This is a genomic window from Bartonella sp. SL317 (genome assembly GCF_059687655.1).
The window spans coordinates 744,132-766,458 of the sequence record NZ_CM185144.1; the positions used below are offsets into that span (position 1 = coordinate 744,132).

Consider the following 22,327-nt stretch of genomic DNA (forward strand, 5'->3'; position numbering starts at 1 on the left):
GGTGTGCTTCTTCATAAACGTTTTATCGTTATACCATTCACGAGCCGCCACCGCGAAATGAGCTTGGGAGCTCTTTGAAAGATATCTCTTTAAAACAAGCCCATAAATTAATAGTCCCCGTATATTAATAATCTAAGTATATTCTGCCTGCAGCGTTTTGTATTACGTGAAGGACGTGACCCCATCGATCAGCAACATTAAAAAATGCCCCCTATCATTAAACCATCGGAATTTTATGGCTAACAACTTGAGAAGATAATCGCACAAATTGGATATCAAATTTTAAGGAAGCTTCCACTTTACTAGAGGCATTATGAACTCTAAAAGAAATGTGCTCCATCCATCTTCAAAAAATTATAATGAGTTTTTTTATTTTCTGGTTTTATTGCAACGGATAAAATTTTACTTGGAATTCTTAATTTACGACCATATCCTAGAGGATCATTCACACCAAAAGACTGAATAATTACCCGTTTTTGTCTCGATCTTTTATCTATCATAATCTTATAAAAATCATAAGAACCTATAATATACTGAAACAATAGCTTAACAAATCTATCTTGATAATCTCACCAAAGCCTTTAAAGTTTTTTAGAAAAAGCTTCTAGTCTTGAAAGATAAATTCTCCTTGCTTTATCCTTTATATGTCTAAAGAATATCTTATTCTCTCTAAGCTCTGCTCAATAATCAACAATTCTCTCCCTTAAACACGGCTCTAAAATACTGTTCTAATAGAGAAATATAATGCATAGGCTTTCGCCTTCAGTAGAATAAAAAATACAAACTGTATTTATTATATACAAAAGAAGAAGCATCCTATGAACGATATAAAGAAACTTTTTTAAATCCTAAAAATCATTTCACAACAGGACTCATAAATTATGGTGTAACATCAATCCTTTACAAGCAACAAGCTAACAGTAGGATCTTAATCCTCAAGCTCCCAATATGTCAAAATAAATGAATATACTTCCAGCAGCAAATATTGCGCTTTTATTGCATCCAAGCACTTTATAAAAAATCTCTCAGACAGCCCCCCTCATGTCCATTCCTTTTATAGAAGAGCAGCCAAATGATTTTGCTTAAGCATAGATCAGAGCTTTTTAAAATGCGTAATATTTTTATGATATTTTGCTTTTTCACTAAAATAACAACATTATAAATCTATGAATTAAAAAAATCCGTTACAAATTTTCTTCCCCAATTTTCTACCATTGAATCATTCCTAAAAAGCCTTTTGTTCCTTCGCAAACGATTTTTATCCCCATCCCGTTTTTATGAAAGAAAAATAAATAACTTTATTTCACCATCACAAAAGAATATTGAAATGGAAAAAGGATTGCGGAGCTCTCCCTTAAGCCTTCAAGCGATAAACTATCTAAATCAACGCGCTATCGCATGATAATACTACGGTTAGAGTTTCAGGAAAACAAAAAGACAAAGATGATTATTTGTTACAAATAACAGAGGAATCACCCTTTGAATGACTGTAATAAAGAGGAAGTTTTACAATGTTAAGAATTGTTCCATAAGGAATTAACATCAACAAACTCATAATAATTTTTACGGAAAAATCACCAAAAGCAAGCGAGAACCAAATTGGGATCCCTAACCCCGCCACAACAGTACTTTCTACTAATGAACTATCAGCATACCCCGTTAGCTTATCAAGAATGGCAAAAGAACTCGAAAAAGCAAGAGAAAAAAACAGCACCGTATCTAATGCTGAACCTACCAACGCTGCTGCTAAAGGTGCTTTCCACCATGTTTTCCGTCGCAAAGGCGTAAAAACAACAATATCAAGAAGTTGACCGAACAAAAATGCTAAACTAGAAGCAAGTGCAAGCCGCGGTGTTGCCAATATCCAAGAAACCAAAACACCGGCAAAAAACCCAGCATAAACGACACGCCGCGCAGAAGATGGACCATAAAAACGATTGGTCAAATCATTAATGAGAAAGGCAAATGGATAGGTAAAAGCTCCATAGGTCAAAAGTTCATTCAAACCAAACCAATAGACGGGATACTGAACCAAAATGTTGGAAGCTGTGACCGCAAGACACATGGCTAAAATAGAAAAAATAATATATTTTCTCTTTTGCCGTTCTAATAAAAGACCGCTTGAAGACATTTTTTTTAACCTGGGGTATGGAACCAATAAAATAATAGAGCGATCAAAGATGAGAGAACAATAAGCTTCTAGGATGAAGAACCGTGATTAAAGCATTAATCCACCAAGGATAATGCCCTTAAAAATCACGCTGCTTGTTCAGCCTTTTGCTCACTTTCTTGCTCAGCTTTTTTCTTAACGATTTGGCGTTTTAGCAAACGTGCACGTTGTGACAATTCTTTATCGTCTGCTTTGACCAAAAAACCATCAAGACCACCACGGTGCTCAACAGAACGCAATGCACTTGCGGAAATGCGTAAGCGATAACTTTGTTGTAACACTTCTGAAATCAATGTCACATTGCAAAGATTTGGTAAAAAACGACGTCGAGTCTTATTATTCGCATGGCTAACATTATTGCCATACAGAACCGCTTTCCCTGTCAATTCACATGCACGAGACATAAACTTCACCTTTAAACTCTAAGAAACTTTCACATCCCTTATACCCAAAGAAGACAATGAATGCAAAGCATGCACAATGCAACCTCAAATGGATATCATTGGGAAGTTTCCTGTTAATAGAGAGTCGATAACAAAAGGTCAAGTCTTTTATAAAACCTTTTTTATCTTCTTGCTGACTTAAGCCTGCATTTTTTTTCGGCAATAAGGCGTATAAATTCCACCAAAAACGTACAAAATGCTTTTTTAAAAGGCATACCGTGTTAGAATAAAAGCTTATTGTCCTGAAAGGAAGCATATATCATGAGCAAACAAGAGCCCCCTATGATAAAGCGTCAGGAAAATTCTTGCCGTTTTTCTTCTCTTTTGTTTGGAACTTTATGCATTTGTTTTTTTCTTCTCTTCAGTGCATTAGGCATATGGCAAGTACAACGATTAAACTGGAAAACAAATCTTATCACCAGTGTCAATCAGCGCGTTCATTTACCCCCCATAAAAGCCCCCGAAAAAAATCAATGGGCCGATATTAATTTTGAAAAAAATGAATATCAACCTGTTGTTATCGAAGGAAAATTTTTAAAAAATAAAAATATTTTGGTCACAGCCGCTGCTCAAAACACGACGGGCTACTGGGTTTTGACTCCCTTACAAACCACTGACAACACATTGACCTTTATCAACCGCGGCTTTATCCCTATGGATGAACGTAACAATTTTCAAAACTCAGAGCCATCGCATACAAATACCTCATATAAGCAAGATTCCACCACAAACACAGAACAAACAACAATCATCGGTTTATTACGCATAAGTGAGAAAAATGGATTTTTTCCACGAAAAAATAATCCTGACAAGAATGTGTGGTATACACGTGATCTTCCCGCTATGGCCAAAAAACTAGGACTGTCCACTGTTGCCCCTTATTTCATTGATGCCAGACAAACATCTCCACAAGCAAACCTTCCCATTACAGGTCTCACAATGATCCATTTTCGCAATAATCATCTTGTTTACGCAATCACTTGGTTTATTTTAGCTGCTGGTGTATTAGGTGCCTTTCTTTTTCTGCTACAGCAAAAAAAACCACAAAAATAACGAGAAAATATCCATCCCCAAAAGGGTTATTAAACAATTTAGTCTTTAAAAACATACATTTCACAATAGGGCCGATCTTAACACTGTCATATTGATATATTGAGCGTTTACACATCGAAAAATTTGTTTTTTAAAGAAGCAATCATTTTATTTATAATAATAATCTTATTATTTTATAATTTAAAATTAAGAGCTTAGATATCTGCCTCAAATACCCTTAAGACTCTTTGCACTTAAAATATTCTTGCTGAAACCAGCAAAATCATTCTCATAATCCCCCAAAAGCAAAGAGAATCGTACAAAATAAAGTTATTGAAAATAAGAAACAGCCATCTCAAATGCCAAATCTTATTAGAGCAAGAGTTATGAAAATATTGAAAACTGATAAAGACAAAGAGGCGTTCCGACTCACACTTTTAATGACGGATCATGGGTCTACAATGAATCTATTATACCATTCGGATTTACATGACACTCTTCACAAGACCACCATAAAATGGAATTTGCTTCATGGAAAAATGTTTTTTTTAATAAATACGCGTAAATTCGCACTATCATAGCGCTTTATTCTGCATAAAAAGCCTCACCTCCTTAAAAAGGTAACACACAAAAATGTGAGCCCATGTGTCATTTCCACTCTTTAAAAAACATTCTATTAAAAACACTGCCATAAATGCTTAAAAAATTAAACATGGCAGGAAAAATGAGCCCGTATTTTTCCCCTTACAATTTCATATTCTTGCCAATGATTTCCCCGTATTTAAAGATAACTTAAACGGGTATATGTGATATTCTTGCCTTTATCTCACATACAAAAGCAAATACAACAGAGAACGTATGAAGGCGTTTGGTATTTCAAACCTACTATGAAGGTAAGATATTGAGTTATCAGCAACAAGAAAACATTTTTAAAAAAATATTTTAATGTGTCAATGAAACCTCTATACCAATCACAACACCTCTAATGACGACATTTTACAGTATAAGAAAAAAGGCAAGCCATCGTATATTTTAACGAGTCACCGTATATTTTAAAAAGACAGTTTATCCTTTCGATATATTTTGCTAAAGGCTTGTGCTATAAATGTCTAAGCTTGTTTTGCTGAAATTTTAACTCTTTCATTTTTAAGGCTTCTGTTATGGGTGTTGTTGCCAAAAATTTTCCCGTACCTGATCTTCATCAGGTTCGCCGTGTTCTTCTTTCTGTGTCTGATAAAACGGGTGTGGTTGCATTTGCAAAAGCCCTTCATGCAATTTACAATGTTGAATTGATTTCAACAGGAGGAACAGCAAAAACCCTCATGGCTGCTGGTTTACCTGTAAAAGATGTTGCTGAAGTTACTGGATTTCCTGAAATCATGGATGGACGTGTAAAAACACTCCATCCTTTGATTCATGGTGCTTTGTTAGGGGTAAGAGAAGATCCCAGCCATAGGGAAGCTATGGAAAAAAACAGCATTCATGGTATTGATCTCTTGGTGGTGAATCTTTACCCCTTTGAAGAAACACTCCAATCGGGGGCTGACCCAAAAACAATTCTTGAAAATATTGATATCGGTGGACCAGCAATGATTCGCGCTGCAGCCAAAAATTATGCTTATACCGGTGTTGTAACAGCAATAAATGACTATGATTCGATTCTAGAAGAATTAAAACAGCATAATGGGTATTTAAGCTTATCCATGCGCCATCAGTTAGCAATGCGCGCATATGCACACACCGCTGCTTATGACACGGCAATAGCAGCATGGTTTGCACAAGATTTAAAAATTGAAACACCATCATGGCAGAGTTTTTCTGGTCATCTTGAAAGTGTCATGCGCTATGGAGAAAATCCACATCAACAGGCAGCATTTTATCGCAATAATGAAAAACGTTTTGGCGTTGCAACAGCCACACTTTTACAAGGTAAAGCACTATCTTATAACAATTTGAATGATACAGATGCAGCCTTTGAGCTTGTGGCAGAATTTGATCCGCAAAAAACCGCTGCTGTTGCTCTTATTAAGCATGCCAATCCTTGCGGAGTTGCGGAAGGAAAAACTTTGAAAGAAGCTTATTTGAAAGCTCTAATGTGTGATAATGTATCGGCATTTGGTGGAATTGTTGCTTTAAATCAAACCCTTGATGAAGAATGTGCGGAAGAGATTGTTAAAATTTTCACGGAAGTAATTATTGCTCCTGATGCGACAATGGCAGCCCGTGAAATTATTGCCCAGAAAAAGAATCTTCGTTTGCTCATTACAGGTGGCCTTCCTAATCCACGTTGTGGAGGACTTCTTGCGAAAACACTTGCAGGAGGCATTTTAGTGCAATCACGTGATAATGTGGTGGTTGATGATCTGAAATTGCAAGTGGTAACAAAGCGCGCCCCCACTCAAGATGAAATGCGTGATCTTCAATTTGCTTTTCGTGTAGCAAAACATGTTAAATCAAATGCTATTGTATACGCGAAAAATAGTGCAACAGTTGGTATTGGTGCTGGACAAATGAGCCGCATCGACTCAGCGAAAATTGCTGCAAGTAAAGCCGCAGAAAGTGCAAAGAGAGCAGGCTTAACAGAAACGCTTACAAAAGGATCCGTGGTTGCATCCGATGCATTTTTTCCTTTTGCAGATGGTTTATTAGCAGCAGCTGAAGCCGGTGCAACAGCCGTCATTCAACCAGGAGGCTCTATGCGTGATGAAGAAGTTATCACTGCGGCTGATGAGCAGGGATTAGCAATGGTTTTTACAGGAATACGACATTTCCGTCATTAACATCATTGGAATAATTTCCTCTTTATATAAAAATATTTCAAGGTATTTCTCATAAACCGTCTGTCGATTGATAACTGTTGAAAGGAAAGCCGTTATTCAATCCAGAGACTTTGTGCGTTACAAAGCAGTTATCACCGCAGAAAATATACATAATTTAGCCATTGTTTTAAGGGTAAAATGTTTAAAATCTTATTGTTATTAATGGCTTTAATGATTGCATTTTTACGCTGAGACACGTGTTACATGGAAAAGAGAATGTGTATAGATGCATAGCTATTATGACATTATAGCACAACTCTTTTTAGTAATATGTTCTATCCTATTCAGAGAGTGTAATTATAGAGTTTGAGTAAAGGATATGAATATTCTACGTTCTTACAGTAATTGGCGTCGTTATCGTCGAACCGTTAATGCGTTAAGTCGCCTTTCAACATATGAACTCAGTGATCTTGGCATTTGTCGAGGTGATATTGATTCAATTGCACGGCGTTATTCGCGTAAATCTTCCTAAAAGTTTTTTTGAAATATTTGAGAAAATGCTTTACCATAAAAATGGGAGCATTTGGTGGTTGGTTGTTATGACTTTATTATCAGTCTAGCTTCATTTTTAGTATAATACCAATTAGTATAATACCAAAAAGCAGAAGTTTCCTTCTTGACCGCTTATAATGTTGTTTCGTGAGTTCTAAATGATTGATGAGAGATAACTTTTATGATTTATAATGGATAGCTTTTGGTTGAGCAGGATGTTTAGTGTTTCCTGTATTCAATGAGAAGCTCTCATACAGGGTGGTCTTTTGCTATTTCAAATGGATTTATATATCAATAAAAGTCATATCTCTTGCTCACCACAAAAAAAGCTGACTTGTGAGAAAAAATAAGAATATTTTTTTGAGCACTATCAATCACTTAATAACATCGTACAACATTGGATAATGGAAGAATGTATGACAGGAACAGCGTGCATTTTTACTAAGCATAAAAATGGCAGCGTGTATGTGCAACATTATATTGTCAGATGATGTTTCCTTTTATACTCTCTCACCAAAGAGTATTCATAGAATGCCATCGGATTTCTATTGACGTGCTTTTTTAAAAAACACCTCTCAAGGCTCCTAAGTTCATTTCACAACCGTATCCATAAACATAAAATAGAGCAATAAAAGTGATAAAGCCCCCATGAAATAATATAAAATCTATTGGGGTCCCCTATCTTTACGCCTTAGAAAAAAGCAAGCTAACACTATCGTTATATTTTCCAACTTATCAAGTATTCTACAGTCCTTGGAGCTCTTGAAAAGGTTTATGAGAGGTCTTTTTATCGTACAGCTTTTACCCACATGGGCCCACCCACTTATGAAATGCAAACAAATGATTTTGGTTACTTCCATATAGGATAGATTTGAAATGAAAAATCTTACAATATTCAGCTCTCTAACCAAAATTGAATAGCGGTAATTTATTATTATAAATCAATATATTACTAAGGGAAATAAAACGCAATATATAAACTATAAATCGAAACAATGTTCTGATTTTACGCTTTACGGATAAAACGCCAGCGAACTTTTTCCTGAAATGCAGGACGAAAATATAAAACAATCTGTTGTGTCCGTTGTGGGCCTGCTAATTCTGCAAAATCAATCGAATCTTCAAGACAAATATCCGCATCAGGCGATATAAAATGCCATATTTGCTCACTCTTCACGTCCCCATTCTTGACCGCTAAACACACACGCTCACCATCATAGTTAACTTCAACTTCTGGATGAAGATGAAACCGAACAGCAACATGATTTTGCTCACTTTGCGCACTGTTGTGTCTCTTTTCCCCTTTATTGGGCATAAAAAAGCGATCATAACCTTCGATCATATCTCCGTTTGTCGCTAAAATAAGACCACGCTCATGAATAAGATTAAAGGAGCGCACATAACCATTATGGCTCGCAATAAAACCTGTTTTCTCTGAATCCTCTATACGGTGCACTTGAACATCGCTGGGCCCATCAAACAAAAAGGACGTGCCATTTTTCTTTTTTTTGTAAAAAATACCCACCGAACAATCATTAAGTGTCGCTGTTGAATGTGCTGCCGTAACACGCCCTAAATGTCGATAATCTTCCTGCCCATCAGGATTAACACCGGTATTGATAATAAAACGATGTCCTTGTGAAGACATTTCAAAAGACAAACATCCCGAACAAGCCTGCTGTGCGAAAAAGCGTGATGGGAATTTTCCTGTATCAGCAAGCACTGTTGTTTGATTGGCTTTTAAGCGCTGAAATCCTGAATAACGCGCATAACTAAAAGGCTGCCCATCTGTTTCATCAAGTGCCAAAAGAGTCGATAATCGTTCCGACACAAGAGGACCAACCCCATTAAAATGCGCCAACGTTTGATCCTCATGGATAAAGAATCGTAAAGCGGGCAACATACGCTCAACAGAATCAATCAAAATACGCGGTGCTGTTTCATTACTCCGCATAAAAAGATGACGCAAAGACAATAAATCTGATAATAAATTCAATAAGATGATAGGACTACGAGAAATATGCCCACCATCAACCAATATTTGACGCGAAAGCTCTTCTATGAGCGTGGCTTGTACCTTTTTTTTCACGTCCGCAGAAACAGGCAAAGCAAGCGATGCAAACGTCAAAGCTGTTGCTGCTTGTAAACGTTTATCATCATGTTTCATACTGCAAATTGTTACGCGCAAATAACGAAATTGCAAACCAAGTGCCCGTAAAAAGCGTTTTTCAAACCGCTCACTTGCCCCTTCTAACAACATTTTTGAGTGACAAATCCACGAAATCAAACGCCGCGCCACAACAGGACCACTCCAAGCAAGCCCTTTTACCTTTTTTCCAGCATGGTCAAGCCAATCTTCTAAAAGAGAACGCGCATGCGCCGCAGCTAAATCGCTTTCTGCTGCTTCCATATGGCGCAACCAATGAAAGTCATGCAGAGCCTCTTCCCATTCCAATGTTGGCGAAATCAAAGAAAATGGTGAAACAGCACCCGTATGAACAATATGACCAGCAAAAGCAAAACGACCATGATAAAATTCATGCGCCATCACCGGATCAGCCACATGCAAATCAATGGGATGCGCCAAAATTTTATGAGGACGAAACCCTGAAAACCGCCAACGAAATAATGGCCCAACCCATAAACGCCGCATAACATGCTGTAGTGTATCGACACAGGCTGCCATTCTTACCTGAGGAGCTTTTACCGCAACCGCCAAAATTCCATCTCCATTTACGCTGAATCAGATACAATTTCGACCATTTTTGTAAATGAAGCGTTAATTAAGAAATTTTTCGTAAGCGCGCAGCAAAAAAACCATCCATTCCTAAAAATGCAGTTTTCTCAGCATCAAAATCTTTATGACAAAAATCTGCTGGCGTTGTGCGCAACATCCCCTCACAAAGCAAATGTGCTAATGCTCCCATTTCTTCTGGATAAATAGGATCTAAAACAATGTCATCGCGTGTCGATAAAACTTTTTCAATAAGATCTTCACCTTCTTCTCTTGCCAATGAACAATTGGAAAAAATAATCCGCCCCCCTTCCTTGACCAAGGCAATTGCTGCGATAAGCAAATCATATTGCAACGCTGCTAACTTGACGACATCATCCCTCGATTTCGTCCATAAGATATCCGGATGACGACGGATCGTTCCTGTAGAAGAACAAGGAGCATCAAGAAGAACGGCATCAAAAAGCTGTGTGGGATGGAAATTTCTCACATCTCCCTGCCAAATGTTAACAGAAAAATGAAGCCGTTCCATATTTTCTTTTAAACGCTTGATACGGCTAGCAGAAAGGTCAATAGCTGTCACCCCTGCCCCCTGCAAAGCCAATTGAGCTGTTTTCCCCCCAGGGCTCGCACAAAGATCAGCAACATTTTTGCCCTGAAGCTCTCCTAATAAATAAGCAGGTAACGCTGCAGCAAAATCTTGAACCCACCAAGCCCCTTCATGATAGCCTAGTAAATCAGAAACAGAACACGCCAAGCGGTTCAATCGAACAGAACCATTGGGTAACACTACACCGCCAAGCTTCTCAGCCCATCCAGCACTATCGGATTTCACTGTCAAATCAAGCGGAGGCTCCACACTTTGAATTTCTATAATCTGATGCGCCTTTTCTATTCCATAAGCTGACACTAAAAGCTGCCTAAACCACGCTGGCACACCTTCAATGGTCGCAATCTGTTGGCGCAAAGACTCCGCCTCCCGTGCAACATTGCGCAAAAGAGCATTCACAACCCCTGAAAAACGACGCATACGAGGATCAAATTTTGCCACACGTACAGCTAAATCAATAGCGGCATGATCAGGAATATCAAGATAAAGAATTTGCGTCACACTGATATGCAGAAGATGCTGAAGTGAAAGTGCTTGTGAAGGCAAAGGACGCACCAAAAAGCGTGAAAGAGCCGCTGTAATCTGTCCCTGATGACGCAATGACGTTGTCAAAATAGCCCGACACAACAAACGATCTCGTTGTGAAAGCTTTAAATACTGTGGATGTCCATGTTCATTATCCGTCAAACCAGAAAGAGGCGTGTGCTTATCAACCACCGCCCCCAAAAGACGCACACACACCTGCCGAACCGCTAATCCTGGAACATCTTTTTCAGACACATGCTCCGCTTTTTTGTGTTTCAAAATAATACCTTTATGTCACTGCTTCCTCAAAAGATCTCTCAGAAATCTCCTAAAAAACTCTATGAACGAGATTTTTTTGAATTTTCATAACGAAGCCAAGAAGGACGTTTTGTAACCCGCTGAAAAGCACTGCTTTCTTGCTTACCCGATGTATAAACCTGACCACTACGAAAATCTTCATCGTTCATTCCGTTGTTTTTTTCATACCTACTGCCTTCTTTATTCCATCCTCCACTTTTGGCAAGAGCCCCTTTCATCTCTTCTGCTTGCCGATAAAGAGCTGCAATACGATTTGCCGTTGCCGGATGTGTTGAAAAAAGACTATCCGCTCCCTCACCGCTCAAAGGATTAATAATAAACAAATGCGCGGTTGCAGGATTATGTTCTGCTTCTTCATTGTAAACCCCATGCCCCCCATCAGCAATTTTACGCAATGCCGAAGCCAACCATAAAGGATTACCACATATTTCAGCTCCTCTGCGATCTGCAGCATATTCACGCGTACGGCTAATCGCCATTTGCACAAGCATTGCAGCAAAAGGTGCTACGAGCAATGCAATCACACCTCCAATTGCTCCAGAACCATGAGAACCTTCCGAAGAGTGGCGCTGTCCCCCCATAAAAAAAGCAAAATTACCAAGCATTGAAATTGCCCCAGCAATCGTTGCTGTTAGAGTCATGGTTAAAGTATCACGATGCTCAATATGAGCAAGCTCATGCGCCATAACGCCAGCAATTTCTTCTGCACTTAACCTCTCTAACAAGCCGCGACTGGCAGCAACAGCGGCATTTTGAGGATTACGTCCCGTTGCAAAAGCATTGGGCTGCGCGCTCTCAATCACATAAACCTTTGGTTGAGGAAGAGAAGCTTTTTTAGCTAAATCGCTTACAATCTGATAATAAACCGGTGCTGAATTCTGATCAACTTCACGCGCACCGTACATGCGTAGAACGATTTTATCTGAATTCCAATAAGAAAAAAAGTTTAAACCACTTGCCATCAAAAGAGCAATGACCATACCACCGCCCCCTCCAACAAGATAACCAACCCCCATAAAGAGAGCCGTTAAAAAAGCCAAAAGCATGGCTGTACGCATTATGTTCATTACTCAAAAAACTCCATGATAAAATACTATCGATACTATATGATGGGGTTTTCTTTCTGCTTCTTCAATGGAATAGGTGTAAAATGAATAAAAAAGATGAAAAAATAAGCTCCCAAAATGCTATCGCCGTTAAACAGCGCTCTCTTTCTCCGGCCGCACAACGCGCCCTTAAAGAAGCTGAAGAAAGACGAAAAAGCGAAGCAGAAAAAGAACAACCTTTGGAAAATGGCGGACGCGGCGGCAAAGACCCTTCTCGCTATGGAGACTGGGAAATTAAAGGCCGCGCCATTGATTTTTAAAGCCATAGATGCCTATCATTAGACTTTTAAAAAACCAACGATGTTTTAAACAAATACCCTCTTAAAGAAGATCCGTTTTTGCTGATCAAAAACGGATAATATCCCTTCCTCTAAAGTTTTTAAAAACGCATTAATTGAAACAATCATGCTTCTTGTGCTGGAGCAGATTCTGCTTCAGCTGCCGCAGCAGCAGCTTCTTCTGCTGCTTGCTTTGCAGCTGCTATACGTTCTTGTGCTTTTTTGCCCGGTTCACCTTTATGGGGATTATTGCGTGCTGGACGCTTTTTTAAGCCAGCGGCATCTAAAAACCGTAAAACACGATCTGTTGGTTGAGCCCCTTGCCCGAGCCAATATTGGATACGTTCTTCACTAAGTTTCACCCTCGGTCCATCTTTAGGCAACATTGGGTCCCATGCACCAACACGTTCAAGAAATCGCCCATCGCGCGGACTACGAACATCTGCAACGACGATATGATAGTAAGGACGTTTCTTTGAACCTCCACGGGACAAACGAATTTTCAATGCCATATTTTATCTCCTATTATCAGTTCTGGCTTTCGTTTAAATTGACTCTTTTTGTTTTTTGCTCTTCAGCAATAACTTCATGATGATGCACAACTTCTTTAATAATAAACTTTAAAAATCTCTCAGCAAAATCAGGATCAAGATGACTGTCCATAGCCAATTGCCGCAAACGCGCGATCTGATATTGTTCACGCAAAGGATCCACTTTAGGCAAATCATAACGCGCTTTTAAGTGCCCCACAGCTTTCGTACAACGAAAACGCTCTGCTAAAATATGAATCAAAGCTGCATCAAAATTATCAATAGATGCTCGTAAATTTTCTAATTCGTTTAATACCGTTTCCTGCATCATACTTCCTTCTCTCTTTGCATCTTATTTTTTCTTAGGGTGCTGAGAAAGTTTGCCCCTATCGACAAGACCATTGGTAAGATCAGGAAATGTAGATCCACGTCTCGGGAGTCCGGGCAAGAGCTTCCCTCCATGCCCATTTTCAATCTGCTTTTGAAGCGTTGAGAGTTGTTTTGGATCTAATCCCGATAAATCAGGCATAGCTGGAGAATCTGCACCTCCCATGCCTCCCAACCCTATTTTGGAACCAAGTCCCCCGAACATTTTTCCCATTAAACCACTTTTGCCTTTACCCCCCATGGCTTTCATCATATCAGCCATTTGGCGATACATCTTCAAAAGTTTGTTAATATCAGCAGCCGTTGTTCCAGACCCTTTAGCGATTCTTTGTTTACGGCTATGTTTTAAAAGCTCTGGGTGTGCACGCTCTTGTGGTGTCATAGATGAAATAATAGCCAATTGACGATTAAACAAACGATCATCAAGACCTGCCGCAGCAATCTGCTCTTTAACCTTGCCCAATCCTGGCAACATCCCCATAATACCACCCATTCCGCCCAGTTTTTTCATTTTTTGTAATTGGTCTGCAAGATCATTCAAATCAAATTTTCCAGCCTGCATTTTTTTTGCAAAAGCAGCAGCTTTCTCATGATCCATTGTTTCAGCAGCTTTTTCAACCAAAGAAACAATATCCCCCATTCCGAGAATACGGTCAGCAATACGACTGGGATGAAACTCTTCTAAAGCGTTTATTTTTTCACCCGTTCCAATTGCTTTAATGGGCTTGCCTGTCACAGCACGCATAGAAAGGGCAGCACCCCCACGCCCATCACTATCCATCCGTGTTAAAATAATTCCTGTAATCCCTACACGCTCATCGAAAGAACGCGCAAGATGAACGGCATCTTGCCCCGTCAAACTATCAGCCACCAACATAATCTCATGAGGTAAAGAACAGGCTTTAATTTCAGTCAATTCAAGCATCAACGCTTCATCAATATGATTACGTCCTGCAGTATCAAGAAGAAGCACATCATACCCCCCCAATTTAGCAGCCTGCACAGCACGTGATGCAATATCAACGGGTGATTGTCCCGCAATAATAGGCAAACTTGCAAGTTTTGCTTGTTCTCCCAATTGGCGCAATTGCTCCTGTGCAGCAGGACGACGTGTATCTAATGACGCCATGAGAACTTTTTTATTGTGCTTATCAGTAAAACGTTTTGCCAACTTTGCTGTTGTGGTTGTTTTTCCGGAACCTTGCAAACCAACCATCATGATAACAACGGGCGCAGGTGCATTCAAATCACTTAGAACGGTTTCATCTCCAAGAATATGAACCAATTCGTCATGAACAATTTTAACCACCATTTGGCCTGGTTTAATTGATTTAACAATTTCAGCTCCAACAGCTTTTTCCCGGACCCTATCGGTAAAAGAACGGACAACATCAAGAGCAACATCAGCTTCTAATAAAGCACGCCGAATTTCACGCAACGCTTCTGCAACATCCTGATCCGACAAAGCACCACGCCTCGTCAAATGAGACAGGATAGAACCAAGTCGCTCTTGTAAGGATTCAAACATTATTTACCTCATTGTTGCCGAACAAAGTTGCATAACGAACAAACCAAAACAGCATCCGAGAACGCACCGCGCCGTCGGATGTTGACCTCTGAGATCTCTTCATACCCTTTAAAGTGGGGTCTCAGTCGGTGGCTCCAAGTTAATTTTGTCACTGAAAGCTTGCTCCTTCAAACAATAAAACCCCAGCTTTGTCAAGTTTTATCATAAAATATCTTTTTATACGAAGAAATAAAAACAGCAAATACTACCCTTCAACACTTTCAACTTCAACACATATAAAACACCCTGTTTCCTGTTCCATACGCCATAATTTCCCGCTAGAAATATCAAACCAAACCCCGTGCAATGTTAAAATACCTTGATCTTTGCGGAATTTTATCCACGGAAACGTCTCTAAATTTTTCAACGAATGGCGAATAGAAAGCTGCTCTAAAGCTGTTTGTTTTTCTGGCCAAGAGAGCGACTTATTGTTCAAAACGATTTCTGCGGCTGGCGCTAAAAGACTGATCCATTGACCAATAAAATCATTTGACGATAAAGACTTACATGTCTCGTTAAGAGCCGTACGCACACCGCCACAATGGGCATGACCAAAAACAACAATATGTTTCACCTCAAGCAATTGCACAGCATATTCAAGAGCTGCTGATGTTGCATGATATTGATCATCCGGAGAAAAAGGAGGAACCACATTTGCCACATTGCGCAGAGTAAAAATTTCCCCTGGCTTAGCATCAAAAATCATTTCTGGAACTGCGCGCGAATCACAACAAGCAATAACCAAAACTTCAGGTTTCTGTCCCTCAAGTGCCAATTGTTGATACTGTGCTGTTTTATATGAAAAATGATTGTTTATAAAATTTTGGTAACCACTTAAAAGTCTTTCTGGTAAACGGGTCATTCTCTCTTTACTTCTACTTTATCTCTTTATTTTCATTTTATATATTTAAAAAAACAAACTATTAACAAATCAAAATACTAAAAAGTCCCTTTCATTGACGAAAAATATTTCTTTAAAGTACAAACTATTACTAAAAAAGAGCAAAACAAAACGCATTCTTTCCACATAAAGAGCTATTTTCTTTAGGAAGAAAGTGTTACAGTGCAAGAAAATATAATGGTCTGCTCTTTATATAGAAGAGAAGAAAAGGCCTCTAAAAGCAAAAAGGGAGAGCAAATGTGTTACAACAAAAAACAATAGCAACAAAAAATACCCCAAATAAAATAGAACAAATCCTTTTTGCTCAAACTGATAAAGAAGATATTGCTTATTACGAAACACAAGAACTTCAAAAAGCCGCAGCTATCGCGGTAAAAGCTTTTAATCTCCATCAGGCAGGAAAAAATACCATCTGCTTTGAGCAGGATTTGACCCGTAATCACAAACCTATAACCGTTATTACACTTGTCAATGACAACAAGCCCTTCCTTCTTGATTCCATTTTAAATATCTTCAATCAACACAAAAATCGTATTTATTTGATTGCTCATCCCATTCTTGATTGTACTTCTGGCAAACGCATCAGTCTGATGCAAATTCACATCGAGTCATTAGATAAACAGCAGGTACAAAAACTCGAAAACGAACTTGCTCTCGTTCTTAAGCAGGTTAATGCTGCTGTACAAGACTGGAAACCTATGCTTGAAGAAGTTGAAAAGCATATCCATGCCTATCAAACAAGCCTTCCCTCACACTACAAAGAAGAAGGCGAAAAGGCTATTGAATTTCTTCACTGGCTCATGAACGACAATTTCATTTTCCTTGGTCTGCGTACTTACAACTTCATCAAAGATCAAAAGCCCCTAAAGTCCTTTACAGCCAGTAACATTGAACTTGGTATACTCACGGATGCTTCTATTCATATCGTTGATGATGAAAGTATGAGAGAACCTCCTCAAGAAGTTTTATCCTTTATGGAAAGCGATAATCTGTTTATCGTGACAAAGGCCAATAGCCGCTCTAAAATTCACCGCTCTGTTTGGCTCGACTATATAGGTCTTAAAATCTTTGATAAAGAAGACCAACTGTGTGGAGAATTACGCATTGTAGGGCTTTTTACCTCCTCAGCCTATACACGCTCTATTTTGCAAATTCCTTTCTTAAAAGAAAAAGCCCAAACTATCATTCAACGTCTTGGACATAATCACGCTGATTATTCTGGAAAAGCACTCATCAGTGTTTTAGAAACCTATCCAAGAGATGAAATGTTTCGCTCTGATGTTGATACCCTAACAGAAAACATTAAACTTATTCTACAATTAGATGAGCGTCCCCGTTTACGCGTTCTTGCCCACACTGATTCTTTTGGGCGCTTTGTTTCTCTCCTTGTCTATGTTCCACGTGATCAATACAGTAGTAGCCTGCGTGAAAAAGTTGGCGAATATTTTGTTGAGCTCTATAAAGGCGACTTTTTTGAATCCTATCCGCTATTTTTGGAAAGTACCCTTATACGTGTTTATTATATTATCCATCGCAAAGGAAATGAAACTGTTCCACTTCACGAACGCGCTACCCTTGAACAACATGTTCGTTCGATTGCACGAAGTTGGGAAGATAGTGTTCAAGCCATCGCTCATACCCAAAAAACAACAGAACCACAAACCCGTCTAGCCAGTGAATTTCCCAACAGCTATCGTGATTTATTTTCAGCAGAAGACGCCATTAAAGATGCTGGGCATATTTTAAGCCTTCATGATGAAAAGCCCCTTTTCGTAAGCTTTTACCACGCACAAAACAAAGACAAACAGAATATTTCTCTTCGGCTTTTTCACCGCCATCAAGCCCTTGCTCTTTCCAAACGTGTACCACTGCTTGAAAATATGGGGTTTCGCGTTATTGCAGAACAAACCCTTGAATTACCCGATGGCAACGGACAGTCTGTGTATCTTCATGATATGCAACTAGAGAGTTCTTTCCAGCTCTATATTGATTTCGAAAAAGACGGTCAAAAGCTTGCCGAAACTTTTGAAGCCATTTGGGCACAAAATGCTGATAATGACGCCTTTAATGCCCTCAGTCAAACAGCTGAGCTTAATTGGCATGAAATTGTTATTTTACGCCATTACGGGCGCTATCTCCAACAAGCTGGAATTCCTTATTCGCAAGACCGCGTTGCCCAAACTTTAAATACTTATCCTGACATTACCCAAGATCTTTATGCTTTATTTCATTTAAAATTTCATCCAAGCCATACCGAAAAAGAACGAGAAAAAAACCGACAAGCTATTCAAAAGCGCATTGAAGAGAAATTACGAAAAGTATCTGGTTTAGATGATGATCTCATCTTACGCCGTTATTGTAACCTTATCGATGCAAGTTTACGAACAAATGCCTTTACGCCTCTTGGCGATGGAAGTCCGCGGCGTATTTTAGCCACCAAATTAAATCCGCGACAAATTGAAGGTTTGCCAGAACCGCGTCCTTATCGAGAAATTTTTGTTTATGGACCAGAAGTTGAAGGGGTCCATTTGCGTTTTGGACCTATCGCTCGTGGTGGGATTCGTTGGTCTGACCGCGCATTGGATTATCGCACCGAAGTACTTAGCTTGGTGAAAGCCCAACAAGTTAAAAATGCAGTTATCGTTCCTGCAGGTGCAAAAGGTGGATTCTATCCCCATCGCCTTCCTCAAACAAGTGACCGTGCTATCATCATAGAAGCAGCACGACAAGCTTATACAGACTTTATCACGGCTTTGCTCTCCATCACAGACAATCTTGTTAATGGCAAAATAAGTGCACCCCATGATGTCATCTGTCATGATGACCCTGACCCCTATTTTGTTGTTGCAGCAGACAAAGGGACAGCAACCTTTTCTGATACAGCCAACGCCATCAGCCAAGAAAATCATTTTTGGCTCGATGATGCTTTTGCCTCTGGAGGCTCAGCAGGTTATGACCACAAAGCCATTGGTATTACAGCCAAAGGTGCATGGGAAGCTGTCAAAAGACATTTTCGAGAAACATTTGATCACGATATTCAAACAACGCCCTTCACCTGTGTCGGTGTTGGCGATATGTCTGGTGATGTCTTTGGCAACGGAATGCTCCTTTCCAAACAAACAAAATTGATTGCCGCTTTTGATCACCGCGATATCTTTATTGATCCAGATCCAAATACAGAGGAAAGCTACGCAGAGCGTATGCGTCTTTTTAAACTTCCTCGCTCCAGCTGGCAAGATTACGACAAAAGTAAATTATCAAAGGGCGGTGGTATCTTCTCACGAAAAGAGAAAACGATTACTCTCTCACCTGAAGCAGCGCAAGCTATTGGTTTCGAAAAACAAACAGGAACACCCTTTGAAATTATCTCTGCACTTCTCAAAGCCCCTGTTGATCTTTTATGGTTTGGTGGCATTGGTACTTACATCCGTGCAGCAACAGAAAGCGATGCCCAAGTAGGTGATCGTGCAAATGATGCAATACGGATTACCGGAGAACAGGTGCGTGCAAAAATTATTGGAGAAGGAGCGAATCTTGGTGTTACACAACGTGGACGAATTGAATATGTCTCCAATGGTGGTCGATGCAATACCGATGCCATTGATAATTCTGCCGGTGTGAATTGTTCTGATATTGAAGTTAATCTCAAAATTGTTCTTGCATCAGCACTGCGTGCGAAAACACTCACCCGCGAAGAACGCAATAAACTCTTGAAGAAAATGACGCCTCAAGTCGAACAGCTCGTCTTACGCAACAATTATCTACAGCCCCTTGCTCTTTCTTTAGCGGAAAACCAAAGTGCTGCTGATTTGCCTTATCAAATACGCTTCATGCATGATTTAGAACAAAAAAAGCTTCTCGATCGCAGAGTTGAGATGCTCCCTAATGAGAAAGTTTTACGACAAAGAACAACCCAAGGCAAAGGTCTTCTCCGTCCAGAACTCGCCGTTATTTTTGCCTATGCTAAATTAACGCTCAAAGAAGAAATTGCCAATAGCCCCATTGTTGATGATCACTATTTCAATACAGCCTTGCTGAACTACTTTCCAACCCAAATTCAAGAAAATTTTGAGAAGGAAGTCATTAATCACCAATTACGTCGTAATATTATCGCAACACTGGTTGCCAATGATATTGTCAATCGTGGGGGAGCTACTTTTGTTAATCGATTACACGATGCAACAGAACAAAAGGTTGAAAATATTATTCGCGTTTTCATTGCCATCCGTGATGGTTTTGAAATTTCTGAGTTGTCTGACCAAATTGATAAGCTTGACAATAAAATACCCGGTCTTGTTCAAAACAAACTCTATGCAGCCATAACCCCTATGCTCTTTGAAGCAACCAATTGGGGTCTGCACAACATGGATCTCTCACGTCCATTAGAAGAAATTGTAAAAACAATAAAGCAAGCTCGTAGTGTGATTGAAAAAGAACTTATGCATTATCACAACAATGATATTAAGCAAAAGATTGAAGAAAAAACACGACACTATAGCGAAGAAGGGGCACCAAAAACATTAGCGAAGCAATTGGCTCTCTTGGAGGCTGCTCCAACAATCTGTGATATTTCTTTAATTGCCAAAAAAAGCAACAGTGATCTTATTAAAACCGCAGAGATCTATTTTTCACTGGCGCAAATTATTCGTATAAACCGCATTAACGAAGCAAGTCGTATCATTCCTGTGGTAGATTATTATGACAGTATGGCTTTAAGCCAAGCTAAAAAAAGTATTTCCGAAAGCTTACGGCAAATCGTCATTAAAATTCTCAAAAGTTATGGAAAAAAGAGAACCCTTTTGCCACTTGGAAAAAAACAGAAGAAGATCATATTCACAATGTCACAAACCGTATTAGTGCCCTTATTGAAAATGATCTCAACATTTCTCGTTTTACTTTTGCAGCAGGATTAATTTCTCAGCTTCAAAATACTGGCTTTTAAACTTAAAATACATACGAAATACCCCAGTAAAAACTCCCGTTCTATCCCACCAGAAAAAACCTGCAAAGATAGAACGGAAGTTTTTCGCTTTTTAGATAGCGCACCAAAAATCAAAATCCCACGACTTATTACAATGGAGATGCCCCTGATTTTGGGCGTCATAGCGTTTCTAAAGAGGGAATGTAAAATAAGAGACTTTTGAATTTTGCGCTGTTGTTTTGCTTAATTTTTTATATTGTTGGCAACAATTTCAAAACAATAACAGGATTGATTTCTCAACGTAAAAACATCAACTTTCAGATTTAAAAGCAAAGCAAAATAGCAAAGCTTTTATCGCTGTTCTATCCATCCATGATCAATGTAATCTGACAGTAGGCTTTATACCAAATAGAATTGAGGGAAAATACGTAATAATTTATTGTTTTTGTGGAATATTTTACCATTAATGCATATTTTGTAAAAATTGATTTTAACATCTGAAACTCGAAAAAATGCAGAGAGTGTCAAAAATCAAAATTTAGTAGCAAAAAAGGGAGTCTGGACTTTGAAAGCCTTTTACAAACCCTTTGAGAATTCCTTAAAAGTCATTTAAAATAAAATGAATGGACAAACAACTTAAGTAAAAATATACAAAATTTGCTGGAAAGCTACAATCAATAAGAGAAGAATAGGGACGCCATCTCACATTTTTTAATAGAGCACAGAAAATAAAAAATAACACTTGAAGATTCTTGGCTTAGCAAGAAATAGCCACCGCACAATATCAAGAATCTCTACGGCTTGAACAAAAAACAAATTCAAATTTTGCTGTCAAATATCTCGCATAATAAAAACATAATGAATTGATTTACGATCATAATTTTATTATTTTGCACATTTAAAGAAGCATCCAATCTTCTAAGTTGCTCTCATTTCAAATCTGTTTATATTGAAACAATCAACCCCATCTCTCTCCATGCATGTTATGAATGGGAAAGCCCATATAAATCACTTACCAATGAAGGACAAAATGCCCTCTTATGAAGAGTTGTAAATGTTAAGAACTATAGCAAATTAAGAGTTGGCAAAATAATGTGATGATGCTGACTTGTAACTCCATAAGTATAAAGATAGTGCGCTTAATGGCTTTATCTTTATACCACTCACGGAGTACTATTAAATGGGACGCACTAAGAAATATTTTTTAATAAACAAACATGTAACACAAATATTTTACGTGAAGGGCATGCCTCTATTAAGGAATAGAAAAACAAAAGTGTATGCATAGTCCATTATCAAAAGATATAGCTATAAATAATTTTGAAAAACGTAAAATCGAATAAAAATGGCCATAACGATAGACGTTTATTTTCACCTCTATACTTTATATTCTCCTCTAACGAGACTGGTTTACCTATTTTAGAAATTACCTAAACAGATATACGCGATATGCTCGCTTCACCATAAAAAAGGTCCTCCCACACATAAGCCTAC

14 protein-coding genes and 1 pseudogene are annotated in these 22,327 nt (G+C 38.7%); 5 read left to right on the top strand and 10 right to left on the bottom strand.

Translation table 11 applies throughout. The annotated features are described in order from the left end of the window. Nucleotides 1-217: 217 nt before the first annotated feature. The 3 genes from AC6ER9_RS03605 to rpmB form a co-directional block, all read right to left on the bottom strand. The gene (locus AC6ER9_RS03605) at nt 218-340 is read right to left on the bottom strand and encodes a HaeIII family restriction endonuclease (RefSeq protein ID WP_497075023.1); all 123 of its coding nucleotides are present in this window, start codon (nt 338-340) and stop codon (nt 218-220) included. 1,107 nt (nt 341-1,447) lie between these two features. Beyond that, nucleotides 1,448-2,131 (bottom strand): queuosine precursor transporter, encoded by a 684-nt coding sequence (locus AC6ER9_RS03610; RefSeq protein ID WP_497075024.1) that lies wholly within the window; start codon nt 2,129-2,131, stop codon nt 1,448-1,450. Nucleotides 2,132-2,256: 125 nt separating this feature from the next. Continuing rightward, complete coding sequence (gene rpmB / locus AC6ER9_RS03615) at nt 2,257-2,574, bottom strand: 50S ribosomal protein L28 (protein ID WP_497075025.1); 318 nt, start codon at nt 2,572-2,574, stop codon at nt 2,257-2,259. 300 nt (nt 2,575-2,874) lie between these two features. Between rpmB and AC6ER9_RS03620 the strand changes: the two genes are divergently transcribed. From AC6ER9_RS03620 to AC6ER9_RS03630, 3 genes are all read left to right on the top strand, one after another. Beyond that, nucleotides 2,875-3,666 (top strand): SURF1 family protein, encoded by a 792-nt coding sequence (locus AC6ER9_RS03620; protein ID WP_497075026.1) that lies wholly within the window; start codon nt 2,875-2,877, stop codon nt 3,664-3,666. 1,139 nt (nt 3,667-4,805) lie between these two features. Further along, nucleotides 4,806-6,425, top strand: a complete 1,620-nt coding sequence (gene purH / locus AC6ER9_RS03625; RefSeq protein WP_497075027.1) for a bifunctional phosphoribosylaminoimidazolecarboxamide formyltransferase/IMP cyclohydrolase — start codon at nt 4,806-4,808, stop codon at nt 6,423-6,425. 358 nt (nt 6,426-6,783) lie between these two features. Continuing rightward, nucleotides 6,784-6,936 (top strand): DUF1127 domain-containing protein, encoded by a 153-nt coding sequence (locus tag AC6ER9_RS03630; RefSeq protein WP_497075028.1) that lies wholly within the window; start codon nt 6,784-6,786, stop codon nt 6,934-6,936. A 1,026-nt stretch (nt 6,937-7,962) separates the two neighbouring features. On the opposite strand, the gene AC6ER9_RS03635 is transcribed toward AC6ER9_RS03630, so the two are convergent. The 3 genes from AC6ER9_RS03635 to htpX form a co-directional block, all read right to left on the bottom strand. Then, nucleotides 7,963-9,675: a heparinase II/III family protein gene (locus AC6ER9_RS03635; RefSeq protein ID WP_497075029.1), complete on the bottom strand. Its 1,713-nt coding sequence runs from the start codon at nt 9,673-9,675 to the stop codon at nt 7,963-7,965. A 64-nt stretch (nt 9,676-9,739) separates the two neighbouring features. Continuing rightward, the gene (locus AC6ER9_RS03640) at nt 9,740-11,104 is read right to left on the bottom strand and encodes an RsmB/NOP family class I SAM-dependent RNA methyltransferase (protein ID WP_497075030.1); all 1,365 of its coding nucleotides are present in this window, start codon (nt 11,102-11,104) and stop codon (nt 9,740-9,742) included. A 59-nt stretch (nt 11,105-11,163) separates the two neighbouring features. Further along, a complete protein-coding gene (gene htpX / locus AC6ER9_RS03645) occupies nt 11,164-12,210 on the bottom strand; it encodes a zinc metalloprotease HtpX (RefSeq protein ID WP_497075031.1) in 1,047 nt (348 codons plus the stop codon). 83 nt (nt 12,211-12,293) lie between these two features. Between htpX and AC6ER9_RS03650 the strand changes: the two genes are divergently transcribed. Beyond that, nucleotides 12,294-12,509: a DUF1674 domain-containing protein gene (locus AC6ER9_RS03650; protein ID WP_497075032.1), complete on the top strand. Its 216-nt coding sequence runs from the start codon at nt 12,294-12,296 to the stop codon at nt 12,507-12,509. Nucleotides 12,510-12,652: 143 nt separating this feature from the next. Here AC6ER9_RS03650 and rpsP read toward each other — a convergent pair whose 3' ends face one another. From rpsP to AC6ER9_RS03670, 4 genes are all read right to left on the bottom strand, one after another. Continuing rightward, on the bottom strand, nt 12,653-13,039 hold the full coding sequence (rpsP, locus tag AC6ER9_RS03655; RefSeq protein WP_497075033.1) for a 30S ribosomal protein S16: 387 nt from the start codon (nt 13,037-13,039) through the stop codon (nt 12,653-12,655). Nucleotides 13,040-13,055: 16 nt separating this feature from the next. Then, nucleotides 13,056-13,385 (bottom strand): chorismate mutase, encoded by a 330-nt coding sequence (locus AC6ER9_RS03660; protein WP_497075266.1) that lies wholly within the window; start codon nt 13,383-13,385, stop codon nt 13,056-13,058. Nucleotides 13,386-13,409: 24 nt separating this feature from the next. After that, the gene (gene ffh / locus AC6ER9_RS03665) at nt 13,410-14,972 is read right to left on the bottom strand and encodes a signal recognition particle protein (protein WP_497075034.1); all 1,563 of its coding nucleotides are present in this window, start codon (nt 14,970-14,972) and stop codon (nt 13,410-13,412) included. Nucleotides 14,973-15,216: 244 nt separating this feature from the next. After that, nucleotides 15,217-15,873 carry a carbonic anhydrase gene (locus tag AC6ER9_RS03670; protein WP_497075035.1) on the bottom strand — a complete coding sequence of 219 codons (657 nt, stop codon included), beginning with the start codon at nt 15,871-15,873 and terminating at the stop codon, nt 15,217-15,219. A 278-nt stretch (nt 15,874-16,151) separates the two neighbouring features. Here AC6ER9_RS03670 and AC6ER9_RS03675 point away from each other — a divergent pair. After that, nucleotides 16,152-20,854, top strand: a pseudogene (locus AC6ER9_RS03675) (NAD-glutamate dehydrogenase). Nucleotides 20,855-22,327 lie beyond the last annotated feature (1,473 nt).